The organism is Paenibacillus sp. PSB04, from assembly GCF_025809195.1.
Classification (GTDB): Bacteria; Bacillota; Bacilli; order Paenibacillales; family Paenibacillaceae; genus Paenibacillus_AQ; species Paenibacillus_AQ favisporus.
In genome coordinates, this window is the sequence record NZ_CP081301.1 from 6619279 (window position 1) to 6644973 (window position 25695).

The 25695-nt window shown below is 54.2% G+C and carries 16 protein-coding genes; 6 read left to right on the plus strand and 10 right to left on the minus strand.

Annotation, left to right across the window (positions count from 1 at the left end; all coding sequences use genetic code 11):
* Positions 1-2: 2 nt before the first annotated feature.
* The 3 genes from K2F33_RS30435 to K2F33_RS30445 all read right to left on the minus strand — a co-directional run bounded on the left by K2F33_RS30435 (position 3) and on the right by K2F33_RS30445 (position 3559).
* Entirely contained in the window at positions 3-848 is an 846-nt protein-coding gene (locus K2F33_RS30435; protein WP_263880395.1) for a sugar phosphate isomerase/epimerase family protein, read from the minus strand.
* Between the two features lie 23 nt (positions 849-871).
* The gene (locus tag K2F33_RS30440; protein ID WP_263880396.1) at positions 872-2230 is read right to left on the minus strand and encodes an MFS transporter; all 1359 of its coding nucleotides are present in this window, start codon (positions 2228-2230) and stop codon (positions 872-874) included.
* Between the two features lie 327 nt (positions 2231-2557).
* On the minus strand, positions 2558-3559 hold the full coding sequence (locus K2F33_RS30445) for a LacI family DNA-binding transcriptional regulator (protein WP_163877440.1): 1002 nt from the start codon (positions 3557-3559) through the stop codon (positions 2558-2560).
* Positions 3560-3816: 257 nt separating this feature from the next.
* Between K2F33_RS30445 and K2F33_RS30450 the strand changes: the two genes are divergently transcribed.
* Complete coding sequence (locus tag K2F33_RS30450; protein ID WP_263880397.1) at positions 3817-4794, plus strand: bile acid:sodium symporter family protein; 978 nt, start codon at positions 3817-3819, stop codon at positions 4792-4794.
* Positions 4795-5113: 319 nt separating this feature from the next.
* On the opposite strand, the gene katA is transcribed toward K2F33_RS30450, so the two are convergent.
* On the minus strand, positions 5114-6574 hold the full coding sequence (gene katA, locus K2F33_RS30455; RefSeq protein WP_263880398.1) for a catalase KatA: 1461 nt from the start codon (positions 6572-6574) through the stop codon (positions 5114-5116).
* Between the two features lie 188 nt (positions 6575-6762).
* Between katA and K2F33_RS30460 the strand changes: the two genes are divergently transcribed.
* Together K2F33_RS30460 and K2F33_RS30465 are read left to right on the plus strand one after the other, a co-directional pair.
* Entirely contained in the window at positions 6763-7290 is a 528-nt protein-coding gene (locus K2F33_RS30460) for a sigma-70 family RNA polymerase sigma factor (protein WP_263880399.1), read from the plus strand.
* Positions 7287-8408 (plus strand): DUF4179 domain-containing protein, encoded by a 1122-nt coding sequence (locus K2F33_RS30465; protein WP_263880400.1) that lies wholly within the window; start codon positions 7287-7289, stop codon positions 8406-8408. The genes K2F33_RS30460 and K2F33_RS30465 overlap by 4 nt, the downstream gene beginning before the upstream one ends.
* Positions 8409-8494: 86 nt before the next feature.
* Here K2F33_RS30465 and K2F33_RS30470 read toward each other — a convergent pair whose 3' ends face one another.
* From K2F33_RS30470 to K2F33_RS30485, 4 genes are all read right to left on the minus strand, one after another.
* The gene (locus K2F33_RS30470; protein WP_263880401.1) at positions 8495-9583 is read right to left on the minus strand and encodes a Gfo/Idh/MocA family protein; all 1089 of its coding nucleotides are present in this window, start codon (positions 9581-9583) and stop codon (positions 8495-8497) included.
* Positions 9584-9798: 215 nt separating this feature from the next.
* Positions 9799-11442, minus strand: a complete 1644-nt coding sequence (locus K2F33_RS30475; RefSeq protein ID WP_263880402.1) for an extracellular solute-binding protein — start codon at positions 11440-11442, stop codon at positions 9799-9801.
* Positions 11443-11480: 38 nt separating this feature from the next.
* On the minus strand, positions 11481-12362 hold the full coding sequence (locus K2F33_RS30480; protein ID WP_263880403.1) for a carbohydrate ABC transporter permease: 882 nt from the start codon (positions 12360-12362) through the stop codon (positions 11481-11483).
* A gap of 31 nt (positions 12363-12393) precedes the next feature.
* The gene (locus K2F33_RS30485; protein ID WP_263882482.1) at positions 12394-13320 is read right to left on the minus strand and encodes an ABC transporter permease; all 927 of its coding nucleotides are present in this window, start codon (positions 13318-13320) and stop codon (positions 12394-12396) included.
* 353 nt (positions 13321-13673) lie between these two features.
* Between K2F33_RS30485 and K2F33_RS30490 the strand changes: the two genes are divergently transcribed.
* A complete protein-coding gene (locus K2F33_RS30490; protein ID WP_263880404.1) occupies positions 13674-15962 on the plus strand; it encodes a helix-turn-helix domain-containing protein in 2289 nt (762 codons plus the stop codon).
* Between the two features lie 174 nt (positions 15963-16136).
* On the opposite strand, the gene K2F33_RS30495 is transcribed toward K2F33_RS30490, so the two are convergent.
* Complete coding sequence (locus K2F33_RS30495) at positions 16137-16601, minus strand: hypothetical protein (RefSeq protein ID WP_263880405.1); 465 nt, start codon at positions 16599-16601, stop codon at positions 16137-16139.
* 86 nt (positions 16602-16687) lie between these two features.
* On the minus strand, positions 16688-22966 hold the full coding sequence (locus K2F33_RS30500) for an invasin domain 3-containing protein (RefSeq protein ID WP_318671637.1): 6279 nt from the start codon (positions 22964-22966) through the stop codon (positions 16688-16690).
* 206 nt (positions 22967-23172) lie between these two features.
* On the opposite strand from K2F33_RS30500, the gene K2F33_RS30505 reads away from it, so the two are divergent.
* Together K2F33_RS30505 and K2F33_RS30510 are read left to right on the plus strand one after the other, a co-directional pair.
* Entirely contained in the window at positions 23173-24258 is a 1086-nt protein-coding gene (locus K2F33_RS30505) for a GerAB/ArcD/ProY family transporter (RefSeq protein ID WP_263880406.1), read from the plus strand.
* Positions 24255-25694, plus strand: a complete 1440-nt coding sequence (locus tag K2F33_RS30510; RefSeq protein WP_263880407.1) for a spore germination protein — start codon at positions 24255-24257, stop codon at positions 25692-25694. The genes K2F33_RS30505 and K2F33_RS30510 overlap by 4 nt, the downstream gene beginning before the upstream one ends.
* The last annotated feature ends 1 nt before the right edge of the window (position 25695 follow it).

Below are 25695 nucleotides of genomic sequence, written 5' to 3' on the forward strand. Positions count from 1 at the left end.
CCTTACTGTGCCAGCAGCCGCTGGATGTTGTCGAAGCTTTCCTTGACGCTGGCCAGCTCGCCTTTTACGGTCTGATCCTGTTCCACGATGATGTATTGAACCGTTCCGAGCTCTTCCGCTTTTTTCAAAATCGACGGAATGTCCATGACGCCTGCGCCGATCTCAGTGAAATCCTCCTGGTTTGCGGCTGAGAACACCACTTCATCCGTTAAACGCCCAGAAACCTTCTCCAGCAGATTCACCGGATTGGCCGACGGGGCCAGATCCTTCTGGTGAAGAAGCCCGATCCGGCTGCCGTACTTGTCCATAAAAGCGATGGGATCCACGCCGCCGCGCAGCGCCCAGAACGTGTCAAATTCAATCTGAACCAGCTCCGGATCGGTATGCTCCAGCAGAATGTCCATAATGGTCTGGCCATCAAACTCCTGAAACTCATGAAAATGGTTATGGAAGTAAAACTGAATGCCGGCTTCTTTGGACTTGCGTCCGGACGCATTGAGCCATTTGGCCAATTCCACCGCATCCTCCCGGTCACGGAAAAAGGCGCACGGCATAACGATGCCCTTGCTTCCGATCTCCGCGTTATAGCGGATGACCGCATCCAGATCCAGATTCGGATGATAGGCCACGTGGCTCGTGACCACCTGCAGGCCCAGCTTGTCCATCATGGCCTTCAGCTCCGCCGCCGTGTAGTCGACCTCGAACGTGCCGTCTTCCCGGATGTTATGAAATGCGAATTCGATGTTTTGGTATCCGATATCCGCTATGCTTTGCAGCGTCCCGGCGAAATCTTTAGCCAGCGCTTCCCGTACCGAAAACAGCTGCAGACCAACTGGAATTTGAATCATGTGAAATCACTCCTCTATAATATTTAGGCTTTGACCGACGATGTGCGCAGGTCCAAATCTTGAACAATCTGTTTATGCTCTTTATCCAGCTTATACAGCACCAGACAACCGATTTGCAGAATGGTGAGCAGGATCGGTCCAATATAGAACAGGACGCGGATCATATCGGTCGCCTGCGGCGTAACCGCATCGGGATCATATCCGGCGAAACCAAGTGCATAAGCGACAACGGAGCCGCCGACGGCAATGCCAAACTTGGTGGCGAAGCTGTAAGCCGAATACAGCATGCCTTCGGACCGATGGCCGAACTTCCATTCATGGTAATCCACCGTATCGGCGAGCATGGAGAAGTTGGCCGGACTGTTAATGCCGATGCCTATGTTGGCAATAAAGAAAATGACGAGATACAGAAATGGCGGACTGCTTTCCAGGAAAAACAGCAATCCGTACAGCAGCACGGCGCCAGTCAAGGCCAAGATGCTGCCGTTACGCTTACCAAGCCTTCTGAGTACAAACGGGGCGAGTGCGCCTCCTACAAAGTTGGCGACATTCGCGAGTGTCAGGTACAGCGGGATCATTTCAGGCTGGCCCAGAACGTACTGAACGAAATACACCAGCACGCCGAACACGACGCCGATCCGCAGAAACATGAAGAGGGAGTTCAGAGCGATCATCACCCAAGGCTGATTGCGAAACATATGCTTAGCCGATGTGAGCGTGTTAAACTCTTTGGTTTTCTCGGCGCTCTCCGAGAACCGTTCCTTGCACTTGAGAAACACCACATAAAACATCACGACGGCGACGACCGTGAAAATGCCCATCGTAACCGGGAACCCCAAGCGGTCATTCCCGCCGCCGATCCATTTCACCAGCGGGTTGGTGAGCGCCGATACCGCGATGGCCCCAATGGCCATCCCCATGATCCGGAAGCTGCTGAGCTGGTTTTTCTCCTCCGGATCCTTGGTCATCATCGGCATCAGTGCGCCGTAAGGAAGGTTGACGCCGGAATACAGGATCCCAAGAATCAGGTAAGTCAAATAGGCGTAGATCAGCTTCCCGCCTTCCGACCAATCCGGCGTAATGAACGTTAAGACGCTGAAGATGGCGAACGGGATCGTCAAAAAGAGAATGAACGGCCGCGCCTTGCCGAACCGGCTGCTGGTCTTGTCGATCATGACCCCGATCACCGGATCGATCACCGCGTCAAGAATTCTTGTAATCAGAAACAAGGTGCCGATGGCCGTGGCGGCCAGGCCGTACACATTCGTGTAAAAATAGAGCAGATAGCTTGTCGTCATCCCCCAAACGAAGTTGGACGCCAAGTCTCCAAAGCCGTAACTGATTTTTTCGCTTAAGGACAGCTTTCCCGCCGCTTGAGCCATGTCTCATCACCACTTTTTGTGTTTTACAATGCGGTTTCTCGGTTTCCTATCCTGATGAACATGCTTGCTTTTCTTCCCCCGGCGAATCCGGAACAATCAACCTTCCTCCGTCAAAATGTAATGCGTTACATTTTAAGGTATGAAAAAGAGATATTGGCCTGACTGGTTGGTTTTGCTAAGCGGTACCTTGATTCGCGCGAATCCGGTTTCTAGAAATGTAACGCATTACATTTCAGCGGTTTTAAAAAAACGGCTGCTTGGTAACCGTTTCTTTAAGCGATATTGTAAGCGATTTCTATAAAGAGCGCAACCCCCATTTTTCACCTGTCAGCGGGAGCGCTTTGCCGTCGACTCCCGGATGACGATTTCATGGGGCAGCAGGATCGTCTTGTTCTCGCCCGCTTCTCCGCGCAAGCTTTGCAGGAGCGCCTCCATGGCGGCACGGCCGAGATCATACTTGGGCTGGCGTACCGTCGTGATAGGCGGCCGGCTCATCAGCGATTCCACCGTATCGTCGAATCCGACGACGGCAACGTCATCCGGCACCGATTTGCCCAGCGATATCGCCCCGTTGACACAGCCGATGGCTGTAGCGTCACTGGAGCAGAAAATGGCGGTCGGATGCTCCGCAGCTTGAAGCCATTCGACGGCAAGGTCGTACCCGTTCTGGTACTCGTAGTCGCTCTCCCTGATCCACTCCTGGCGCACCTCGATCCCCGCCGATTCCAGCGCTCGCCGGTACCCCTGCTCCCGGGCGGCGGAAGAACTCTTCGCGTTTCCCCCTTTAACCATGGCAATCCGCCGGTGGCCCAAAGACAGGAGGTGGGATACCGCATCAAAGGCTGCCTGCTCATTGTCGACCGAAACGCTGTAAGCGTGCTGCACCTGCTCATATTCCGAGCACTGCACGATGCTGTAATCTTTCGCCAGCTGATCCAGCTCCTCCGCGCTCAAGGTGGAAGCCACAATGATGACGCCGTCGACGATTTTTTTCTTGAGCATCTGCAGCAGCTCTTCTTCCTTATCATGGTCGTCCTCGGAGGCGCAGACCAGCACCTGATATCCGTTCTTCTGAGCTACATCCTGTATTCCCTTATACACGTCCGCCATAATTGGAAAGACGAGGCTCGGAGTCAGCACCATAATGCGGCGCGTCTCCGCTCTTCTTAATTCCCTGCCGAGGGAATTGGGCTCATACTCCAGCGCTTTGATCGTCTCCATCACTTTCTTGCGCGTCGATTCCTTGACGAGAGGACTGTTGTTCAGCACCCGGGACACGGTCGCAACGGACACGCCGGCCGTCTTGGCCACGAACTGTATGGGTCTCATATAATAGGCCGCTCCTTTACTCCGTACAATTAGGTTTATCTTTCATTTTATCATAGATTTCATGGCCAATTCCAATTACATGGTTGGCCGAAGCTCCATATTTTCATAGAGAACGCTGTCCGCGGAATGCCCTTGATCAGCAGGCCTGATGCCGAAATCAAACAGCTCGCCTGTGCCCAACTGGCCGATTCAGCCTTTTTCAATACTGCCATGCCATGTATAATGTATGAATACGAAAACATAAGGACGGACTGCTTATGCTGCAATCGCTGAATGCCCGACTCAACCGAATCATGCCTTTGATTACGCCGGCCAGCATCGTCATCGGCGTCTTATGCGGAGGTTTGCTGTCTTCGTATACGTTCATGTCCCCCTGGCTGTTTGCTTTTATGACATTTGCCGGAAGCATCAGCTTGAGCTTCAAGGATTTTCTCAGTGTTATGAAAAGGCCGCTGCCGCTCTTCGCCTGCCTGCTCGTTTTGCATGTGATCATGCCGCTGGTCGCCCTCGGCACGGGCAGGGTTCTATTCCCGCTCGATGCTTATACGATCACCGGGCTTGTACTTGCCGCGGTCATCCCGACGGGGGTCAGCAGCTTCGTATGGGTAAGCCTGTACAAGGGACATATCGCGCTGACATTGTCCATCATCCTGGTCGACACGCTGATCGCGCCTTTCGCCGTTCCGGGCATTCTGTCGCTGCTGATCGGAACGAGCGTTCATATGGACATCCTGCCGATGATCAGCAGCCTGTTCGGCATGATCGTGGTCCCTTCCCTGCTCGGCATGGCCTTGAACGAATGGAGCAAAGGCGCCATCGTTCCGGTCTGGGGACCGCGCCTTAATCCGTTCTCCAAACTGGCCATGGCGCTGGTCATCATGATCAACGGCTCCGTAGTCGCTCCCTATCTGTCCGACATCAGCCCCCGGCTGGTCGGCATCGCTGCGGTTATCGTCTTTTTGGCCGCGGCCGGGTACCTGCTGAGCTTCGCGATCTCCGCTCTGATGGGCTGGGGCGAGCCGGAGCAGGTCGCCCTCGTCTTCAACGGCGGGATGCGCAACATCAGCGCGGGCGCCGTCCTGGCCGTCGCCTATTTTCCCGCACCGGTCGCCGTTCCCGTCGTTCTGGGCATGGTCTTCCAACAGATGATGGCGTCTCTGGTCGGACTCCTGCTCGGCCGCCGCACGCAGCTGCGAATACGGCGGGAGGAGTCGGGGAATACCCAGACATTATAAAAAAAACAATAAAGAAGCTCACCCCTCCGATTCGGGTGAGCTTCTTTTTATCTGGTTCACTTTTCCGCGAATAAACCGTCGGTATTTATTTTATCTATGCGGATACTAGCTCCGCAATGCGTTACTTCAATTTGATTTTGGTTTTGATTTTGCTCCCGCAGCCGCAAATGATCGTATGCTTCAAATTTTTGATCGGCTGGTGGCACATGGGGCATACACTTGGCTGAAACATCATGCCGGATCACCCTCCCTTTCATTTGTTCGCACGCCTCGATCCATGCGGCTGCCGCCTTTAAGGGGCAAAACCGCTGCTGCCGCTTTACGCTTGGACGGTTAAGCCCAAACCTTCGGCAACGCGGGTTCCGTAATCCGGATCCGCTTTGTAGAAATGGGAGATCTGGCGCAGCTTAATTTCCTCCAGCTCCACCGGCTTCATCGCTTCCACGATGGTCCGGATGAGGCGGGCCTTCTCTTCTTCGCTCATCAAGCGGTACAAGTCCCCGGCTTGCGTATAGTGATCATCGTGATCGTACGCCGTTTGTCCAGCATAGCCTTCGACCTCGAACGGAGTGATCCGGGCATGCGGATCTTCCTTCGGTCCGTTGAAGCTGTTAGGTTCGTAATAGACCGATCCGCCGCCGTTCGTACCCGAATTCATGTATCCGTCGCGCTGATAGTTGTTGACCGGTACCTTCGGACGGTTGATCGGCAGCTGGTTGTGGTTCGCCCCTACACGGTAACGGTGCGCATCCGCGTAGGCGAACAGGCGGCCCTGCAGCATTTTGTCCGGGGACGGTTCAACGCCCGGAACAAGGTTGCCCGGAGAGAATGTGGCCTGCTCTACTTCGGCAAAATAGTTTTCCGGATTCCGGTCAAGCACCATTTTCCCAACCTCGATTAACGGATAATCCTTCTGGGACCACGTCTTCGTCACGTCAAACGGATCGAACCGGTACGTGTTTGCGTCTTCCAGCGGCATGATCTGAACATACAGCGTCCAGGAAGGATAGTCCCCTGCTTCGATCGCCTGCTGCAGGTCCTGAATATGGTAGTCGGGATTTTCACCTGCCAGCTTTGCCGCCAGATCCGGATCCAGGTTCTTCACGCCTTGGTCTGTTTTAAAATGGTACTTGATCCACACAGCTTCACCCTGCTCGTTGACCCATTTGAATGTATGGCTGCCGAAACCATGCATATGACGCAGCGTCGCCGGAATGCCGCGGTCGCCCATCAGGTAAGTAACCTGGTGCAGCGATTCAGGAGATAAGGACCAGAAATCCCATACGGCGTTCGGATTTTTCAGGTGCGTTCTCGGATCGCGCTTTTGAGTATGGATAAAGTCCGGGAATTTGATCGCGTCGCGAATGAAAAAGATCGGCGTGTTGTTGCCGACGATATCGTAATTGCCTTCTTCGGTGTAGAACTTGACAGCAAATCCGCGCGGGTCGCGGACGGTGTCTGCGGAGCCAAGCTCTCCCGCAACGGTCGAAAACCGGATAAAGAGGTCGGTTCGCTTGCCCTTGTCATGGAACAGCTTCGCTTTGGTATATTTAGACATGTCGTTGGTCACTTCAAAATAACCGTGCGCTCCGGCACCTTTCGCATGAACGACACGCTCAGGAACTCTCTCGCGATTAAAGTGGGCTAATTTCTCCAGCAGGTGAACATCTTGAATCAGGGTAGGACCGCGATGTCCGGCCGTAATGGAATTTTGGTTGTCCCCAACCGGGGCTCCCCAGCTCGTTGTCAGTTTATTGGAATCGGAATGATTTGTACTCATTAGCTCTCCACCTTCTTCGTAAAATGATCATCAGAAACCTCATAAACAAATGATAACACTTATCAATTTAAAGTCAATATTTATTTAGAATAATTATAAATAAGAATTTTAAAACCGTTTGAACCATTGGTCCGTCTGTACCACAGAGACAAGGAAAGGAGGGCTGCCCGCTGGGCTCTCACGCAGAAATGAAAAAGGTCAGCATGGGACAAGCCGGAGTAGAAACCGATGTTTATGACGCCATCATGGAGCACCGGGAAACGCTGCTGAACATCGCTTACAGCTATTTGCGCAATCGTCATGATGCCCTGGAGGCGCTGCAGGAAATGACGTGCAGGGCATGGGTCAAACGCTCGACGCTGAAAGACGGCAGGGCGCTGAAGGCTTGGCTCATCCGCATACTCATTTATGTATGCATCGATGAACAGCGGCGCAGGAAGCGGACCGTTCCTACCGTGGATGCGCAGCTTGAGGGGATTAGCCAGCCTCATGATGCATTCAAAGCATTCAACCACGATAAGGTCGCCATGGGTCCCTTGCTGGAAAAGGTGAAGCCGAAATACCGCCATGTGCTGATCCTGAAATACTACAACGACCTGACGCTCACGGAAATCGCCGCGATTCTCGGCAAACCGGAAGGCACGGTCAAAACGTGGCAGCATAAGGGGCTTGGCCAGCTCCGCAAATGGATGAAGAATCGGAGGGATTGGGAATGAACACGAACCCTGAAGAACAAGCCCTGCTTGCCGACGCGGCGCAGCTCCGGCGGGAAAGGATGCAAATCGGCGAAACGGAAGCTACCGAGGCGATCCGGCGCGGATTCGCAAATAGATCGGCTTCGCGGAAGCGGCGTTTGCTGCCCTATGCCGTCGCTGCAATGGTGCTGGCCGTGCTGCTGGGCGCCGGATGGTGGCAGGGCGGCCCGATCGGCATTCCTGCACCCCATACGGCGAAGGATATGAGTTGGGGCGCATTGGAAAGATACAGGGCCCTATCCGCCAAAGACGTGGACCATGCGACACTCGAATCCGCAGTACGCAACGATTACATCCAAATCGTCAACAAGTCGGTTTCCTCCGGTCCTTACCGAATTACCCTCGACGCCGTCACGGCAGACGAGAACAAGATGCTGCTGCTTTACACGGCCACAGCCGAGTCCAGCCATGAAATCAAAGCGGTGAACAGCGTCAAAGTGACCGATTTGAATTCAGGCAGGCCTCTGAATGCTGAGCTGCAGATCAGCAACGGAGACGTACACAGCTTCTCCGCTCTGAGCACGGTGATGCTTGACCGAAGCCAGCCTTTTCCGAGCCGCATCGAGGTTGATTTTCAGGTGACCTCCGTAAATCCCGGGAAGCTTGGCGACCCGAAAACCACAGCGGCCGCTGCGGACTTCCTTTATTCCGACCGTATGAAAATTAAAGTTGATTTAGAACCAAAATTTGAAAAGTCGCCGACCTTTGTGATGCAGCCCGATCGTTCTATCAGCATCGATGGCCATAAGGTTGTTCTCTCCAAGGTGGAAATGTCTCCGTTGTTGACGCGCGCCACCTTCGTGATCGATAACGGCAGCGAGTTGGATTTCAAAACAAAGCAATCCATCTGGGATAAGCTCCGTTACATGACCATCGTCTCCACTAACAGAAATGGTAGGGCTGTGCAGCTGAGTCCGGTAGCCGGAAACGGGACCGACGAAGGCTTCCAGCAAATATTCAGCAGCAGCATGCTCGACAAGCCCCGCTCGCTTGTGCTGAAGATGTACCTCGAGTCGGATGACGCGGGCGTCCCTAAACCTCTAAAGGATCTGCCCGTCGTTGAAATGAAAATCAAATGATGGCTGTAATGAAAAGGAAAAAACCGCGATCGTATCGCGGTTTTTTAGTCTTCCTTATGTTCCGGCTCGGCCATCGGGATCTTCATCTACTCATCGCCTGACCAAACCTGACGTGAAGAAACGACGGTTTCTCCAGACTGAATCGCCTGCTGCATGAGCATGCCCAAATAATGATCCTGCGAAGCATCGGAGAGACTGTAGAAACTGGGCCCGCCCGCAGCGTAGACAGCCATTTGCTGCAGGCAGCAGGCAATCGCGATTTCGTCGTCGTACAGCCTTGCAGGGGCAAACGGATTGTTATACACCCACCGTTCTCCCGCCATGATCCCCTCCAGAAAGTACCCTTCCTGATTCTCGAGCTCACCCTTATTGATTCGCTTGAAGTTCAAATAAAGCGGCGTACGGAAGTCCTTCAGGACCGTCAGCCGGTCATCGAATATTTCGCCCCGCTCCCCCCGAACCGACAGGTGGTTCGAGCGGATCCAGGAACGATGCTGGTCCGCGGTGAAATCGTAGATCCCGAGCTTGCCGCCGAAATCCAGCCAGGCCAAATCTCGCCGGGACGTCACGATCTGTTCTTCCGGCGGCGGTCCGCTCCGGGTAGGTCCTGCCACCCAGTCGGACTCAAACCGCATTGCCCGAACGCGGACGTCTTCAAATCCAATACCGAGCATCTTCCGAAGCAGGGCGGCTCCGTGGTAAAAGTGTGAAATCGATACGGTTGCCTGGGTTACGTTCCCGAGCAGCCCTTCCCGAATGATGGCCATTCTAGCTTGATTCATCGGATGGAACGGATACTGCTCGGCGACCTGCACCCGCGCACCGCGGCGTGTCAGCTGGTTATGCAGCCTTATCAGCCCGTCCAAATCAGGTGCAGGAGGCGTTTCCGCCAATGCGGGAATGCCATGGTCCGCAAGCTGAATCAAATACTCCGCGCAAGCCGATGCGCTGACGGATACAACCATGAAATCAGGCTGCGGGCCGGTCAACAGCTGTTCAAGCGTCCTGTATGCGGCCACCTGCCACTGGCGCTCCATCGCCTGGCCTTTGGCTGCGTCCCGGACCACCATTCCGGTGACCTGGAATTCCTCTGGAAGCGCTTGCGCAATTCTTAAAAAATATTGGGCCCGAAATCCACCGCCGCCGATAATGCCGAAAGTTGCAGGCCTTGCCATAACAACACCTCCTTTTTATTGAGAGCAGCCCGAAGGCGGTAGTACCATAAGCGACAGCCATGAACGAATCGCGGATATCGTCCGCTTCTCCTTTGGATAATAACTACCTTAGCACCGGCCCGGATCATTGGCAATCCGCCGATAGTCAGAAGAAAGAACCGGCCGTTGGCCGGTTCTTTCCCGATGAGGATGGAACCATTTTTTCTATGATTGATTTATTCCGCCTGATACCGATCATAAGCCGCCTGATACACGGACATGTACTGGTCCAGTCCCATTTTCTTCAAGTTATTGACGTACCCGTCCCACTGATCGAAAGACGCGGAGCCGTTAATGAATTTTGCTTCCATTTCCGCGGTGTAATCCTCAATGTCCTTGCCGATGGAAGACATGACCTCCGTCTCCTCCGGCGTATAGTTAAAGTTATACAGGATGTTCTTCACCGCGTAAGGCTTGGCTTTTTCGGCCGCGGCCATGGAATTCGGGAGCGTCTCCGACCCTTTGAAATACTCCTCCGTCACGAAGCCGGGATAGCTTCCACCCAGCCAGGTGAAGTATTTGGCCAATGCCTGGTCCTGCGTCAGCCCGTCCGGATTGTTCGTAATCTCGTCCACGTATTTCAAACTGCCGCTCGCATCGCTGGTATACGTCTCCCCTTCCTTGCCCATGAAATACAGCTTGGCGCCTTCATCGCTGTAGAAGTAATCCATCCAGCGGATCGTAGCTTCCGGATACGGATCTTTATTGGTAATGGCAAAAGCGCCGACATGCACCATCGGAACTTTGACATGGGCATACAGCTGGTCGCCATGCGGCCCTTTCAAGGCTCCGAGTCCCGTAAATTCCTTGCGCCCCATCACGGTTTCAGGGTTCGGCACGACTGTTGAACCAAGCAGGCCGGCTTGGCCCTTGGCGTTCAAGGCGCTGCCTTCGATCGTAAATATTTCGGGATCGATCAGCCCCTCCTTATAGAGCTTGCTTATGAACTGCAGCACCTCTTTGTACTGCGGCAGGCTTTTGATAAAGCGAAGCTTGCCAGTCCCAGGGTCCACATCCACCAGCTTATGCCCGAGGCCGCTGGTGCCAAGCCCCCAGGCCCCTTTCATGTGGTCGATCAGGACGGTCACGCCGCCGGCGCTGAACGGAATCTCGTCATGCTTGCCGTTCCCGTTCAGGTCCGTCGCCTTGACCGCCTGCAGGTACTTGTAAAATTCCTCGGTCGTCTGTGGTTCCCCCATCCCCAGCTTCTTCAGCCAATCCTGGTTGATCCACAGCGGCGTGCCGATCAGCATGGAGAGAAGATCCGGGTCATAGAAGGACGGAAGCGAATAAATGTTGCCGTCCGGCATCGTCAGCCCTTTGCGGATGTCCGGATATTTCTCCATCAGCTTTTTGAAGTTGGGCGCGTACTTGTCGATCAGGTCATTTAACGGAATGAAAACGCCCTGCTGCCCGTACCGGGCGAGCTCAGCCGATCCGACGCGCGCTGAATAAAAGACGTCCGGATAATCGCCTCCCGCCAGCGCCAGGTTCCTTTTCTCGGTCAGCGTTTCAAACGGCACCAGATTGAACTTCACCTGGATATTCGACATTTGGCTGTACGTTTTCCAAATCAGTGTATCTTCAAATTTGCTGCCGTTGGTCGGCGACTTGCCTGTGAAAAAGGTCAGCTCAATCGGTTCTTTCACGATCGGCATGCCCGTTTCGTTCAGATTTTCCAGCTTGTCGGTCTTGTTCTCCGCTTCGCCTTCCGACGCACTGCCGCTGCATCCGCTCAGCAAACCCGCAGCCATCACGAGCGACAGCGTGAGCGGTCCCCATTTGCCCCTCATCTTACGAAGCCGTTGTTGCTTTCCCATACTCCATCTCCTCCGTTAACGTTTAGATTTGAACCTGATCAGCCTTTAATCGCACCAACCATGACACCTTTGACGAAATACTTTTGCAGAAAAGGGTAAAGAATGAGCATCGGCAGATTCGTGACAATAACCGCCGCATATTTGATCGCCTCGGCATCCATCAGACTGCGGGCCAGTGTATCATCGCTGATATCGACCATCTCCTGCATCTGGTTCTGTACCAGAATCTCGCGCAGAAACAGCTGCATCGGATACAAATCCCGGTCCGACAAATAGAGCAGCGCGCTGAAGTAAGCATTCCAATGTCCGACCGCGTAGAACAGCACCATGACCGCGAGTACCGGTCCCGACAGGGGCAGTACGACTTTGAGTAAAATTTTAATATTGGAGCATCCATCCATGAAAGCCGCTTCTTGAACTTCCTTGGGGATGGAGGATTGAAAAAACGTGCGCATGATCAGAATGTTCCATACCGAGACGGCGGACGGAATAATCATGGCCCAGAACGTATTGAGCAGCCCGAGGTTTTTGATCAGCAGGTATGTCGGAATCATGCCGCCGCCAAAAAACATCGTAAACACGATCAGGAACGTAAAGAAGTGCCTGCCTTTAAAGTCCGTGCGGGACAGCGGGTAAGCCCCCGCCACGGTCATCACCACATTGAGCGCGGTTCCGGCAACCGTGTACATAACCGTGTTCATAAAGCCACGGAGCAGCTCCTTGTTCCCAAACAGGCGTTCATAACCAACGAGCGAGAACCCTTTGGGCCACAGCCAGACCTCTCCCCGGATCACCGACCCGGGATGGCTGACCGATGCGATCAGCACAAAGAACAGCGGATACAGGACGATCAGGGTGACGACCCCCAACAGAACGTAGATGCCTATACCCGTGATCCGTTCGGACCTGGTCTCCAGCATGGATGACCCTCCTTCCGTTGTCTAGTCAAGATTACCATAGGCTGCTTCCGCCCATTTTGCGCGCGATCCGGTTTACGGTCAGGAGCAGCACGAAATTGACGACGGCATTGAACAGCCCCACGGCGGCGGAATAGCTGTACTGCGCCCCCAATATACCGCTGCGGTATACGTTGGTGGCAATGACATCCGACGCTTCCATATTGAGCGAATTTTGCATCAGGAACACCTTTTCAAAACCGACGCCCAAAATCGATCCGATGTTCAAAATGAGCAGAACGACGATCGTCGGCGCGATGCCCGGCAAATTGATGTGCCACATCCGTTTGAGCCTGCCGGCACCATCCACCTTGGCCGCTTCATGAAGCTGCGGGTCAATCCCGGACAAGGCGGCCAAATAAATGATCGAGCTCCAGCCCATGCTCTGCCACACGCCTGACCAGACATAGATGCTCTTGAACCATGACGGTTCGGTCAGAAAAGCAACCGGCTGTCCGCCAAGCCATACGATAACCGCATTGACGAGCCCGCTGACCGGAGACAGAAACATCATCAGCATGCCGACCACAACTACAGTCGATAAAAAATGCGGGGCATAAGTCACCGTCTGGACGAATCGCCGGAACCTGGATGAACGCACCTCATGCAGCAGGAGCGCCAGCACGATCGGAACCGGAAAACCCGCGATCAACTCATACACCCCGATGCCAAGCGTGTTCCACAGAATGCGCGCAAAATAAAAGCTGTCAAAAAAGCGTTCGATATGCTTGAGTCCGACCCAAGGACTCCCCGTGATGCCTTTCGAGGCGATGTAATCCTTGAATGCGATCTGCACGCCGTACATGGGAATATAGTGGAAGACGATAAAGTAACCCAGAACCGGGGCAATCAACAGATACAGCTGCCAATTCCGGAGCCATGCCGCCGCCCGGCTGCTCCCTCGTCCGTTATTCTCGTACATGCTGCCGCCCTTGCCGGCCATCTTGTTCACCGCCGTTTGGCTGTCCACAACGAATTTCCCTCCCCCTTGATTTTCTGTGCAAGATTCATGCCCCATGCTGGACGCTATCTGACACGAATGCATCATGACACAGCTTTGCCGCACGCCGCTATGGACAATTTTCAAGATGCTTACCCATCTCTCAACTCTTCTAACTTGCAGTCCGGAAATCATGAATAATCGAACTAAATCATAAAATTTGCATATACAATTTTTACGTTCTCTTAACATCCGCGTCCAATCGACTTAATAGTGAGCCGTTACATTAATGGGATAGGTATCCGTCCCAAAATGGTTTGAAGGGAGCTTAAGCGGTGATAATTAGCTGGATCAAGGAACGCAGGCGCTCGCTGTTCGTCCAGATTTTCGTTAGTTTTCTTGCGCTGATCCTGCTGTTTGGCGGGGTTTATACGGCCATTTACCATATGTTTAAAGGAACGCTTCAGGAAGAAATCATCCAGTCGAACCAGAGTGATCTGCACGATGCGGCGGGCCGTTTCACCAATCAGCTCCAGCGTCTGCAGGTGCTGCTGTACGATCTGTACAACCAGGAGGACTTGATCGGCTTTAACAGCCAGCTTCACAGCGCAGAGAGCCAAAACGTCGATTATCTCAAAGCCCGAAGCGTGATTCTCCAAATGAGAAGGGATGTATATAACCCCCTCTTTTACCTGGAAGACGTCATTATTTATTTTGACGAAAAAGATTTTGCCCTCAGCAAATCCGGAAGCAGCAGCGCTTCTTACCTGTTCAGCCATCTCTATGCCAGCTCCGCGTACCCGCAGCATTTCTGGCAGGCCGCCTCCGGTCCGTCTGATCCGCAGACGTTCCGGCTGCTGCCGGCGTCGCCGTTTCACGTCAATGTCACGGTGCCGGATGCCAAGCAACTGCTGCCTTACGTGTACCAGCCGCCTGGCGGACGATATCAGGTGATCGCATTGATCGACATTGAAAAAGCGGCCAGTTCATTTTTCGGCAACACCCAGAACCGGACGATAGGAATCATGGACCCGGAGGGAAACCTGCTGTATCAGCATGGAAAACTCAGCATGGATACGCTGCCTGAATTCAAGCCGGGACAGCTTCAGATGCTCATTGACGATACCTATTATTTCAAAACATCGCCGGACCAAGGGCTGACTTATATTACGGCCGTACCCTACAGGCATGTCTCCTCGCAGTTCAGCCGGGTGACAGGAACCGTCCTGGTCATCTTCATGCTGACGCTCGCCGTTTCTGTAGGCGTTTCCATCCTCCTCAGCCGCAAGCTGCATACGCCCGTCAAGCGCATGCTGTCCGCCATGCTGGACCATAAACCCTTTGATGCAGCCCCTGCACCCTTGCGGAAGGGCACGGTGGAATATGATCTGATCGCGGAGAGGATCCACGAGCTGCAGCGGGACAAAAACGAGATCCGGGCCAAGCTCCAACAGCAGCGGTCCGTACTGACCAGCTATTCGTATATCAGCCGCCTTAAAAACATCAACACGGATATTAACGAATGGAAGGACTTCCTGACGGCGGACGAACGCTATGTCGTGGTGCTGTATCACATCCGGTTCCGCTTGTCCCATACGGCAGATTTGCCTGTGCACGCCGATACAGCCGTTAGGCATCTGCTGGACCATATTCATATCCTGACGACCGGGCAGTTCGAGGGCTCCCATACGTTCCAGCTGGAGAAAAATGAAATTATATCTATTATGAAGGGAGCATCCTCAAGCTCGACTTATTCCTTTCTGGAAGAGATCCGCAGCATGCTGGAGGCGGAGAAGGACCAGATTCTGGTCAGCATTGCCGTCAGCGGCGATATCCACCAGGTATCGGAGTTCAGCCGGGCTTACCATGAGCTGCGGTCGTGGACGGCCCAGGCCAAATTGGTCGAGGAGGCCCAGCTGATTACCGGCAGCCGATCCCTTCCCGCTTCCGTATCCCTAAGCCCGGCTCAGGAGCGCGAATTCACCGCTTCCCTGCAATCGGGCCAGGACGCCCGCTGCCTGCAGCTGATCGACCAGGCGCTGGACTTTATGCTGCGCAAGGAAGCCGGCATCGGCCAATTCCGCTTCTTCGCCGATTCCATCGCCTCGCGGGTGATCTACTTCGTGGAAGCCGCCCAGGTGGAACCAACGAAGATTCAGTCGCTGAAGCAGTGGACCCGCGGGCTGCAGGACTGCCAGTGCGTCACCGATTACCGACAAGTCTTCCGCCAGCTGCTCGAAGCAGCCTGCTCCCTGCTGCGTTCCAAGTGGGATGCGCGGGAAGAACCGCTGATCTCCAAGCTTCTGAAGGTCATGCAGACCCAGTACGCAGAGGATTTGTCCCTGGATTACCTGTCGGCCAAATTCAATCTGACGAGCACCTATTTATCCGCCTATATCAAAGACAAGACCGGCTTGAATTTCAGCGACCATATGCAGGGCATCCGGATGGAAAAGGCTCGAGAGCTGCTCGCCTGCACCAGCCTGACCGTGAATGAAATCAGCCAGCAGGTCGGGTACCTCAATATCACCTCTTTCAACCGGACCTTTAAAAAGGTGACCGGCATCACGCCGGGTGCCTACCGCAAAAGGCATTGGCTTCAGAGCACCAGCCAAAGCGGTTAGCGGAACCTGGATGCGGCGCTCCGCTCTTTTCGCATGTTGACCCAACACAAAAACAGCCATTTGCCGGTTACATACAGGCAAATGGCTGTTTTATTCTTGATTTTACATATCGCAAACCATAAAAATCTGCTCTAATCCATATCCTGTGTACACTGATGTTTCTGCGACTAAACGCTAGGCCCCGATATCCTGAACGACCAGCAGGCCCGGTAGCAGGTTAAGCACGGTTGCGCTGACAACAACCATTTTTCGCTTGGGGCTGAGGTCGATCGGGTCAAAAACCAGCGGCAGCAGCCATTTCAGGGAGATGAACAACCAGGCCGCTTGAACCACGCCAAGCACGACGAGCCTCATCCCGAGCCGCCTGGCCGTTTCCGGTGCCATTCCGGACGAAAAGGCCAACTGGCCCGTCATCCGGAGACTTTCGAACGAAATCAGGAAGATGACAAGAACGATGCCGAGGGTGGAACATATTTTTAACACGTCGGTTCGGGTCTGCTTCCCTTTCGCAAGCGTGGAGAGCCGCGCTCCCTGAAATCCGATCAAAAAAAAGACGACGCCCATGATCAGGGCAGAACCTGTAAAACAGGCCAAGACCAGGTTCCCCGCCATGCTCAACAATTCGAGTATCCATAACATGATAAGATCCGCCTTAGGTTCATTTTGCTAATTATATCCTAAAGCAAAGCAGGGAAAGTGTCACGTCAATCGGCCATGGGAGCAGCCTAATTGATAAATTGGATTTCCTTCAGCATCCGGACGATCATGACCGCCATTTCGGCACGAGTGCAAGTCTCGTCCGGACGCAGTGCGCCATGCTGGTCACCTTGCATAATTCCCGCCTGAACGATCTTAATCATCGCATCATGGGCCCAGCTGGCGATCTCTTCTTGATCGGAGAAACTCTCGAGACTCATTTGTTCAACGCTGCCTTGAGTATCCGCTTTGCCTGAGTACGTCATGGATTTACTGATCATCAGCGCCATTTCCTGCCGGGTTACCGCGCGTTCCGGATGAAATCCGCCGTCACCTGCCCCCTGGATGATTCCTGCCTTCGTGGCCGACTGTACTTCCGCCGCATACCAGTCCTTATCATCAACATCGTCGAAGATACTTGTTCCTGCCTGTTCGGGGAGCTGAAGCGCCCGGGCCAGCAGCACAGCAAATTCCGCCCGGGTAACGGTGTCACCGGGAGCGAAGCTGGATGCCGTTTTCCCTTGAAGCATCCATTTGTTGGCAAGCAGCAGTACATCCCCCTGCGACCAATGGTTCTGAAGATCCGCAAAGGATGCGTTTCGTTGAAGCAGAACAATCACATCCGCTTCGAAGCCTTCATGAAGAACCGTAGCTGTCTGTGAACCGGCTGCGTCCTTTCTAAACAGAGCCGGAATGAAACGGAAGGTTTGCCCGGTCGGCTGTAAAACGGCAGCAGATGCATGATCAGGCTGAAGTTTACCGCTAGCGCTGTCGTCAAGCAAAAAAGTCAGTTTATCTATATTGACCGCGTGTGCTATTCCTGCGCCATCCTGAACCGCCGAGACATTAAACTGGAACGGTTCGGTTATCATTTCGGCATGCGCGCGCTTTGCGGCGTCTTGGATTTGTGATTTCAACCCGGCGTCCGGGCGTTTCATCGTAAACAACAACCCTTCGCCATTCGTACCTTCCGATGGATGACCCGAATCCGCCATCTTGATCTCCTTGAGCGGCAATACAACGCTGCCACCCGGTGTCGCCCACTCGATCTTCAGATCCGGGTTGATGGATAAAAGCCGATGGATGAGTGGTCCGGAAAGACGGAGCCCCCAGCTCTGATCTCCATCCTCGGTACGCACATGGATGCGCCCTTGCTTGACCTCTTCCTCGTGAAGCGAGATCGTCCCTTTCATTTGATCGTATTCGATTTGGAGGGAGAGCGGCTGAAGAGCCGGCGTTTCGGGCGGTTTACCGCCAGCGTTAGACGACGAACCACTGCTGCCTCCTCCGGCAATTACCGGCTCGGTGACCCTGATCAGCGCAGTCGCCGCCTGTCCTCCGTACGTTGCCGTAATGACGGTTTGCCCGGCTGTCAGCCCCGTAACCAGTCCATCGGAGTCTACCTTGGCTATGTTCGGATCATCGATATGGTAGTCCGCCAATCCGGTCACATCTTTCTCCGTTTGATCCGAATAACTGGCGATAGCCTGAATCCGTATATGTCCGCGCGTCCGTAAATCATAGGAAGGAGAATCCAATGTCAATCCGCTCTGAACGGCATACACCGTGACGGAAGCTGTCGCCGTCAGGGCCTCGGCTCCTTCGCCATATACGGCCGAAACTACGCTCGTTCCAGGCTTCAAGCCGTAAATATACCAGTTGTCATCCTCGTGACCCACTTTGATCATTTCCGGATCGTAATGCCACTGGACTTCTGAGGTCCAATCGACCGTCGATGATCCGTCTACCGTTTGCACCACCGTAGGGGCCTTTCCCCCCACTTCAATGGAATATTCTGAAGGAACGATAAACATGCCGTCGCCAAAGTCGATTCGGATCTCCGGCACCAACTCTTCCTCGCCAATAAATCCGCGGATCACCGCTGTACCCGATTGGAAAGAGCTGATCAGCGCGGTATAGACCCCCTGGCTCTTATAGGTAAAATCTGAAAGGTTGCCAAGCGTTGTGTCACCATGAACCACCGGATGCTGATCTGTCAGGTTACCGAAAGCGTCTTTGATTTCGATCGTGATTACTGAGAGACCAAGTCCATTCGCCGGAAGCTCCGTCGTACCGGCTGTGATGACGGAATTTTCCAGTACATAGGGTCCAGCCGTAAATTCAACCTCAGCTTTTCCCTCAAGCGGAATTCCGTCCAGCGTAGCGGTCAAAACAGCTGTTCCGGCCGTTGTCGACGTGACCGCAGCTTCGTAGCTTCCGTCCGGAAGAACCGCTGTGTCCGTGATCGAGCCAAGCGACGATAAGATCTGCACATGACTGCCATCATCCGAATCAACGTCATTTCCGTTCTCGTCTTTCAGCCGGACGCTGACCGCAGCCGAACTGATTCCGTCTGCCGTTACGCTGTCCTTGTCAACGGAGACCGTTGAGACTGCCGCCGAAGGATCCCCCGGCGAAAAGATGACCGTGGCTGTCTGCGTTAATTCAACACCGTTTAATACGCCGGTGACCGTGGCCGTCCCTGCCGCTTTCGACGAAGTCAGGACGGCGGAATACGTTCCGCTGCCATAATCGGTTACTTCGCTTATGGAACCTGAGTCGGCCATGAGCTCGAGGTCTCCCCCGCTTGAGGTCAGGTTGTTTCCATAGGCATCTTTAAGCTGAACCGTGATGGTGGAAGTGCTCTGTCCATCCGCGGTGATCACATTCGGACTGACCGTCAATAAGGACGTCTCCGGTGAAGCTGCTCCCGGTACGAACTCGACAGTTGTCTTCCCTTCCAGATCAACCCCATCAAGCTTCCCGGTGATCACTGCCTTGCCGGTTCCGAGCGGTGCCGTAAGAACCGCTGTGTAGCTGCCGTCTTCGTGATCCGTTACGGTGCCCAGCGCCCCGCCTGTCGAGCTGAGCATTATGTCTCCGCCGCTCGTCATCAGGTTATTCCCGTAGGCATCCTTCAGCTGCACCGTGATCAACGTTTGGCTGCTGCCGTCTGCCGTGATCGAATTGTCGCGTGCGGAAATGGCCGATGCAGCGGCGGATGCCGCACCCGGAACAAAATGGACGGTCGTTGTCTGCGTCAGGCTTGTTCCCGACAGCTTCCCGCTGATTACCGCCGGTCCAGCGGCTGTCGATGCCGTAAGCACGGCTGAATAGCTGCCGTCACCATGATCCGTTACAGTGCCCAGCGTCCCGTCTGTTGTGCTGATCGTCACGGGCCCGCCGCTGGCCGTCAGGTCGTTCCCGTAGGCGTCTTTCAGCTGGACGGTAATCAACGTCTGGCTGCTGCCGTCCGCAGTGATCGAACTCTCGCGTGCGGAAATAGCCGATGCAGCGGCGGATGCCGCACCCGGAACAAAATGGACAGTCGCCGTCTGTGCCATGCTTGTTCCCGACAGCTTCCCGCTGATCACCGCCGTTCCGGCGGCCGTCGATGACGTTAATTCAGCCGTATAACTGCCGTTTCCATGATCCGTCACCGCTCCTAATGCCCCGGCCGTTGTGCTTAATGTCACGGGGCCGCCGCTGGCCGTAAGCTGGTTCCCGTAGGCATCTTTAAGCTGCACAGTAACCTTCGTGCGGCTGCTTCCGTCCGCCGTGATCACGTTCTCGCTTGCGCTCAAGACTGATTTGGCGGCGGATGCAGCACCCGGAACAAAAGTTACAGCGGCGGTCTGCGCCAGGGCCGTGCCTGACAGCTTCCCACTGACGACGGCCGGTCCGGCGGCTGTTGGCGCCGTGAGCTCGGCTGTATAACTGCCGTCGCCGTGATCGGTCACGGGACCTAACTTGCCGGCCGTCGTGCCCAGCGTCACGGCTCCGCCGCTGGTCGTCAGGCTGTTTCCGTAGGCATCCTTAAGATGCACGGTAACGGTCGCTTTACTGGCCCCATCGGCCGCAATGGTATCCGGACTTACCGTCAGAGTTGACTTGGCCGCAGAAGACGCCCCGGGGACAAAGGTTACGGCAGCAGTCTGCGACAAGCTTGTTCCCGACAGCTTGCCGCTGATCGTAGCCTTTCCCACAGCGGTTGGCGCCGTGAGCTCGGCTGTATAGCTCCCGTCGCCGTGATCCGTTACCGCTACTAGCGTTCCCGCCGTTGTGGTCAGCGTCACCGGTCCACCGCTGACCGTCAAGTTATTGCCGTTTGCATCTTTTAATTGAACAGCGATGGTTGTGCTGCTTCTCCCGTCTGCCGTGATCGACGATAGAGCCGCAGTTACCGTGGACTTGGCGGCAGATGCCGGGCCGGGGACAAAGCCGACGGTAGCCGTCTGGCTCAGGGATGTTCCCGATACTTTCCCGCTGACCGTGGCCGTACCGGCAGTTGTCGGTGCCGTAAGCTGGGCCGTATAGCTGCCATCTCTGCGGTCTGTTACCGCACTCAGCGTTCCCGCCGTTGTGCTGAGCGTCACTGTTCCACCGCTGGCGGTCAAGTTGTTGCCGTTCGCATCCTTCAGTTGAACAGTGATGGTCGACTTGCTGCTGCCGTTCGCCGTAAGCGTCGTTGGGCTCGCCGACAGAAAGGATTGGGAAGCTGATGCCGCTCCGGGAATGAACTTTACATTTGCCGTTTGGCTCAGAGCCTGTCCGTTCAACTTCGCGCTGATGACACCCGTTCCCACAGTGGTCGGCGAGGTCACAATGGCTGTATAGGTGCCATCCCCTTTGTCGCTGACCGGACCCAATGTCCCTGCCGTCGTACTGAGCGTTACTGATCCGCCGCTGGCCGTCAGGCTGTTCCCGTTCGCATCTTTTAATTGTACGGTAACCGTCGCTTTACTCGTCCCATCCGCGGTCAAGGATAGGGGAGTTACAGTAAGCGTGGATGCCTCGGTCGATGCCGCTAACGGTGTGATTACCACCGATCCCTGCCCGGACAACGGATAACCGTTGATCGTCCCCGTAATTTTCGCCGCACCTGCTTCAGAGCCCGGCGTCAATTCGGCGCTGTAGGTCCCGTTTCCATTATCTGTTACTTCGCTAAGACGACCGAGTGTAGACATTAGTTCGAGCTGCCCCTCACCGGCTGTAAGCGGCTCGTTAATCCCATCCTTCAGCGTAACTGTAATAGCTGACTTGCTAATCCCGTCTGCCTGAACCGATCCAGGATTCGCTGCAAAATTTGCGCCTGCGGGATAGGTCCTGATCGGGTTTGTGGAATAAGTGAGCTTGTTGGTATCCACTCCAAACTGGTCGTCGGTGTTCCACCCCCAGCTCCATATCGTGCCGTCACTCAGCAGCCCGACGCCAAAATTGGCTCCGGCCGAGAAGCTGGTAACGCCGGCTAGGTTCACCTTGGTCGCTTTGGGATATCCCGAATTTTGAAGACCCCACCACCATAACGTACCGTCGCTCTTCATGGCTACGTTGATTTGGATACCGCCTGCAACCCCAACGACATCCGTAAGCGGTGCGCCTGTTGAGTCGAGTACTTGGACGGCAGTCGTTGTGTTTCCGCCTCCATTTCCGAGGTTACCGTACAAATTGTTGCCCCAGCTCCAGACCGTCCCGTCACTCTTTAATGCAAACGAGGCAATATCATTCGAGGCAACATCAACGACATCCGTTAGGAGGTCTCCGCTGCTCATTTTTACTTGAACCGGGTATTCGGCATCTTTTGTTGAACCGTTTCCCAGGGCTCCATAGCCGCCATACCCCCAAGCCCAGACCGTCCCGTCTTCTTTGAGGGCCAACACGTGGTATTCACTGCCGGCCACATCCTTAACACCGGTTAAATACGCATTGGCCGAAGCTTTGATTTGGACTGCCCGATTGCTGGAATTATCGGTACCCGCCAATGTGCCGGAGATCCCGAAGCCCCACAGAGTACCGTCATTTTTAATCACAAACGTTTCTTGGCCAGCCGCTTGAACCCTTTTTACGTCGGTGAGAGGCACCCCAGCGGAAGTTAACACTTGAACGGCTCGGGATTGGTCCGTCGTGGTTCCGTCGCCAAGCTGTCCATACCTATTGAATCCCCATGTCCAGACGGTTCCATCCGACTTCAGGGCGGCTGAATGCCAAGTCCCTGCCGATATTCCGGTTACGCCCGTCAGGACTGTTCCGCCCGTTTGCAGCACTTGCACTGGACGCTGGACGTTATTCCCGCTCGTCCCGTTGCCTACTTCGCCAGCCTCGTTGCTCCCCCAACCCCAAACGGTACCGTCAGCTGTCAGCATGAGGGAGTGATAACCGCCAGCCGCTATGTCTTGAATATCGTAAGGCGCAGCCGCTGAAGAAGCGAATGCTTGTACAGGCGGAAATGAATAAATGGATGGAAGCCCGATGCATAAACAAAGGAATAACAATCCAGCCTGTTTCCATCGCCAAAGCAATATGATCAACTCCTAAACCTAAGATTGAATCATTATAGGAGCGAAAAATGGCGTTGTCGATTAACAAAGGTTAACTCTTTTGAATAAACCTGATGCCACTACTGTCATAAGAAACTCTTGTTATCCTCTGCCTTCGTTTAGGTTCGACAGTATAATAAATCTAAAATATCCCACTATAAGAAAGGAAAGATTGCCAAAGCAGGAGGATGAGGATCATGAAACCCCAAATTTCGTTCGTTCAATCGGTCATGATCTTGATGCTCAGCACGGGGCTGATGAACCATGTCATCATTATCCCGGTCCTGCTGGATGCCGCTGATCGGGACGCCTGGATGTCTGTAATTGTTGCGGCGGCATGCTCGCTGGCGTGGATTGTCATCCTGCACTTAGGAATCAGCAAAATCGGCAAGCGTCCGATATTTGACATCGTCTCAAAGGCTTACCATCCTCTTGTAGGGCGCCTGCTGGCCGGAGCGGCAGCGATCTACCTCTTTGCGATTTGCACGATCACGACCCGGGACACTGTTTACTGGATTCACCAGACCTTTTCTCCTGAAACACCGATTCTGGTGTTTGCGTTGATCTTTCTTTTCATATCGGTGGTCAACGCGTACCTTGGTATCCAATCGATCGCCAATACGTCCAGCATCCTGCTGCCCATTGTCATCCTGCTCGGCTTTTTCGTCATGTTTTCGAACACTATGCATAAAGACTACTCCTTGCTTAAACCGCTTCTCGCCTATGGCATGCAGCCCGTCTGGAGCGGCGTGATCTATGTGGGGGCCGGCTTCGCGGAAGTGATCATGCTGTTCTTCATGCATCATCACATCAAAACCCGCCTGTCGTATCTATCCTTTATGATCATCATACTTCTGCTGGCGGGTCTCACTATGGGGCCGCTTATCGGTGCCATCACGGAATTCGGGACGGACGAAGCGGCCAAGCTGAGGTTTCCAGCTTACGAGGAATGGAGACTGCTCACGATCGGCCGTTACATCGAGCACTTGGACTTTTTCAGCGTGTACCAATGGTTCAGCGGCGCGTTCATCCGGATATCCCTCTCCATGTTTCTCATTCTGGATGTATTCCGGATTCAGAGCAAAAAGGGAAAAGCCTGGATGCTTAGCTGCCTTTACGCGGTCATCACCTTCATCTCGACCATGCCGATCAGCGATCAGGCATTTCTACGAATAATGACAAACTATTTACTCCCTATATCGCTGTGGGGAGTGCTGGCGTTTTCGGTAATTATGGCTGGACTCCTCCTGCTGGCCCAGCGAAGGGGGAAAGCAGCATCATGATGAGAAAAAGCAGCCAGACCGGTCCAGCGATTGATGCTTTGGTCTCCCGCTTATTCGATTCGAGTGCGGATATTAAGAATATAACCCTCAAGCTATCCAATGCAGACTACAGCGTTCAGCTGCTGTACTGCCAAGGGTTGTGTGACGTCAACAAAGTGGAGCAGGGTATCATTCCTGCGCTGAAGGACATTTCTGAAGATATTTTTCGAACCGACCAGATGAACCTGCAGCAGAAAGTTCCGTTTCACATGCAGGCCCTGCCTGAAAAAAACCGGGAAAATGCCATCAAGGAAACCGTGCTGAACGGAAATCTTCTGCTCCTATTCAAACCTACTTATCAGATTTACTCGGTGACTGTAGCCGATCCGCCCTTACGGCAGCCGGAGGAGCCTAATACAGAGGTGTCGACCCGCGGACCGCGGGACGGATTTGTCGAAGATGCATACACCAATCTGGCCTTGATTCGAAGAAGGCTCAAGACTGAGATGCTGGCGGTTGAAGCGTTCACGATCGGATCCGATACGTCGACCGAGGTATTTCTGATGTACCATAAGGGTGAAATTCAGAAGAACGTACTTGATAAAATTCGCTCCAGGCTTACGCACGTACGTACCAAGGGCCTGATCAGCAATACGCAGCTGGAAGAAACGTTGACAGGCTTTTCCTTTTTTCCGCTAATGTCCTATACGGGCCGGCCGGACTACGCCGTTAACGCATTGCTTCATGGCAAATTCGTACTAGTGATGAATGGTTCGCCGACGGTGGTCTTTGCCCCCGTGACCTTTAATCTTCTGCTTAACACGTCGGAAGACGCACATTACGTCAATGTCTTCGTGGCCTTCACCAGGTTACTGAGGATAAGCGGGGTCATGCTGTCGCTTTTTTTGCCGGGCTTCTGGACGGCGATTACGACATACCACCAGGATCAGATCCCCTTCACCCTGCTGGCGACCATCGTCAACTCCAGGCAAGGCGTGCCGCTCCCGGTCCCATTGGAGGCCGTGGTGAGCCTGCTGCTCTTTGAGATTTTCAGGGAGGCGGGGATGAGACTGCCTTCATCCTTCGGACAGACCTTGTCGGTCGTCGGCGGGTTGATTATTGGCCAGGCGGCCATCAGCGCAGGGATCGCGGCACCGGGGACCATCGTCGTTACGGCGATTTCGGTCGTCTCCACCTTTACGCTGGTGAACCAGTCCCTAGTCACGGTGGTAAGCTTGCTAAGGCTGGTGATTCTGCTGATCAGCGGGTTTCTCGGACTGTTCGGCACGCTGTCGAGTCTGATGGCGCTCATACTGTTTCTGGTCAATCTTCGATCCTTTGGCACCCCTTATTTGGCCCCTCTATCCCCACCGCAATTTAAGGAATGGTTTAAGGTCCTTTTCCGCATGCCTTGGGGCAAAGGAAAATTCACCGACCAATCCGGAAACAAAGGATGAG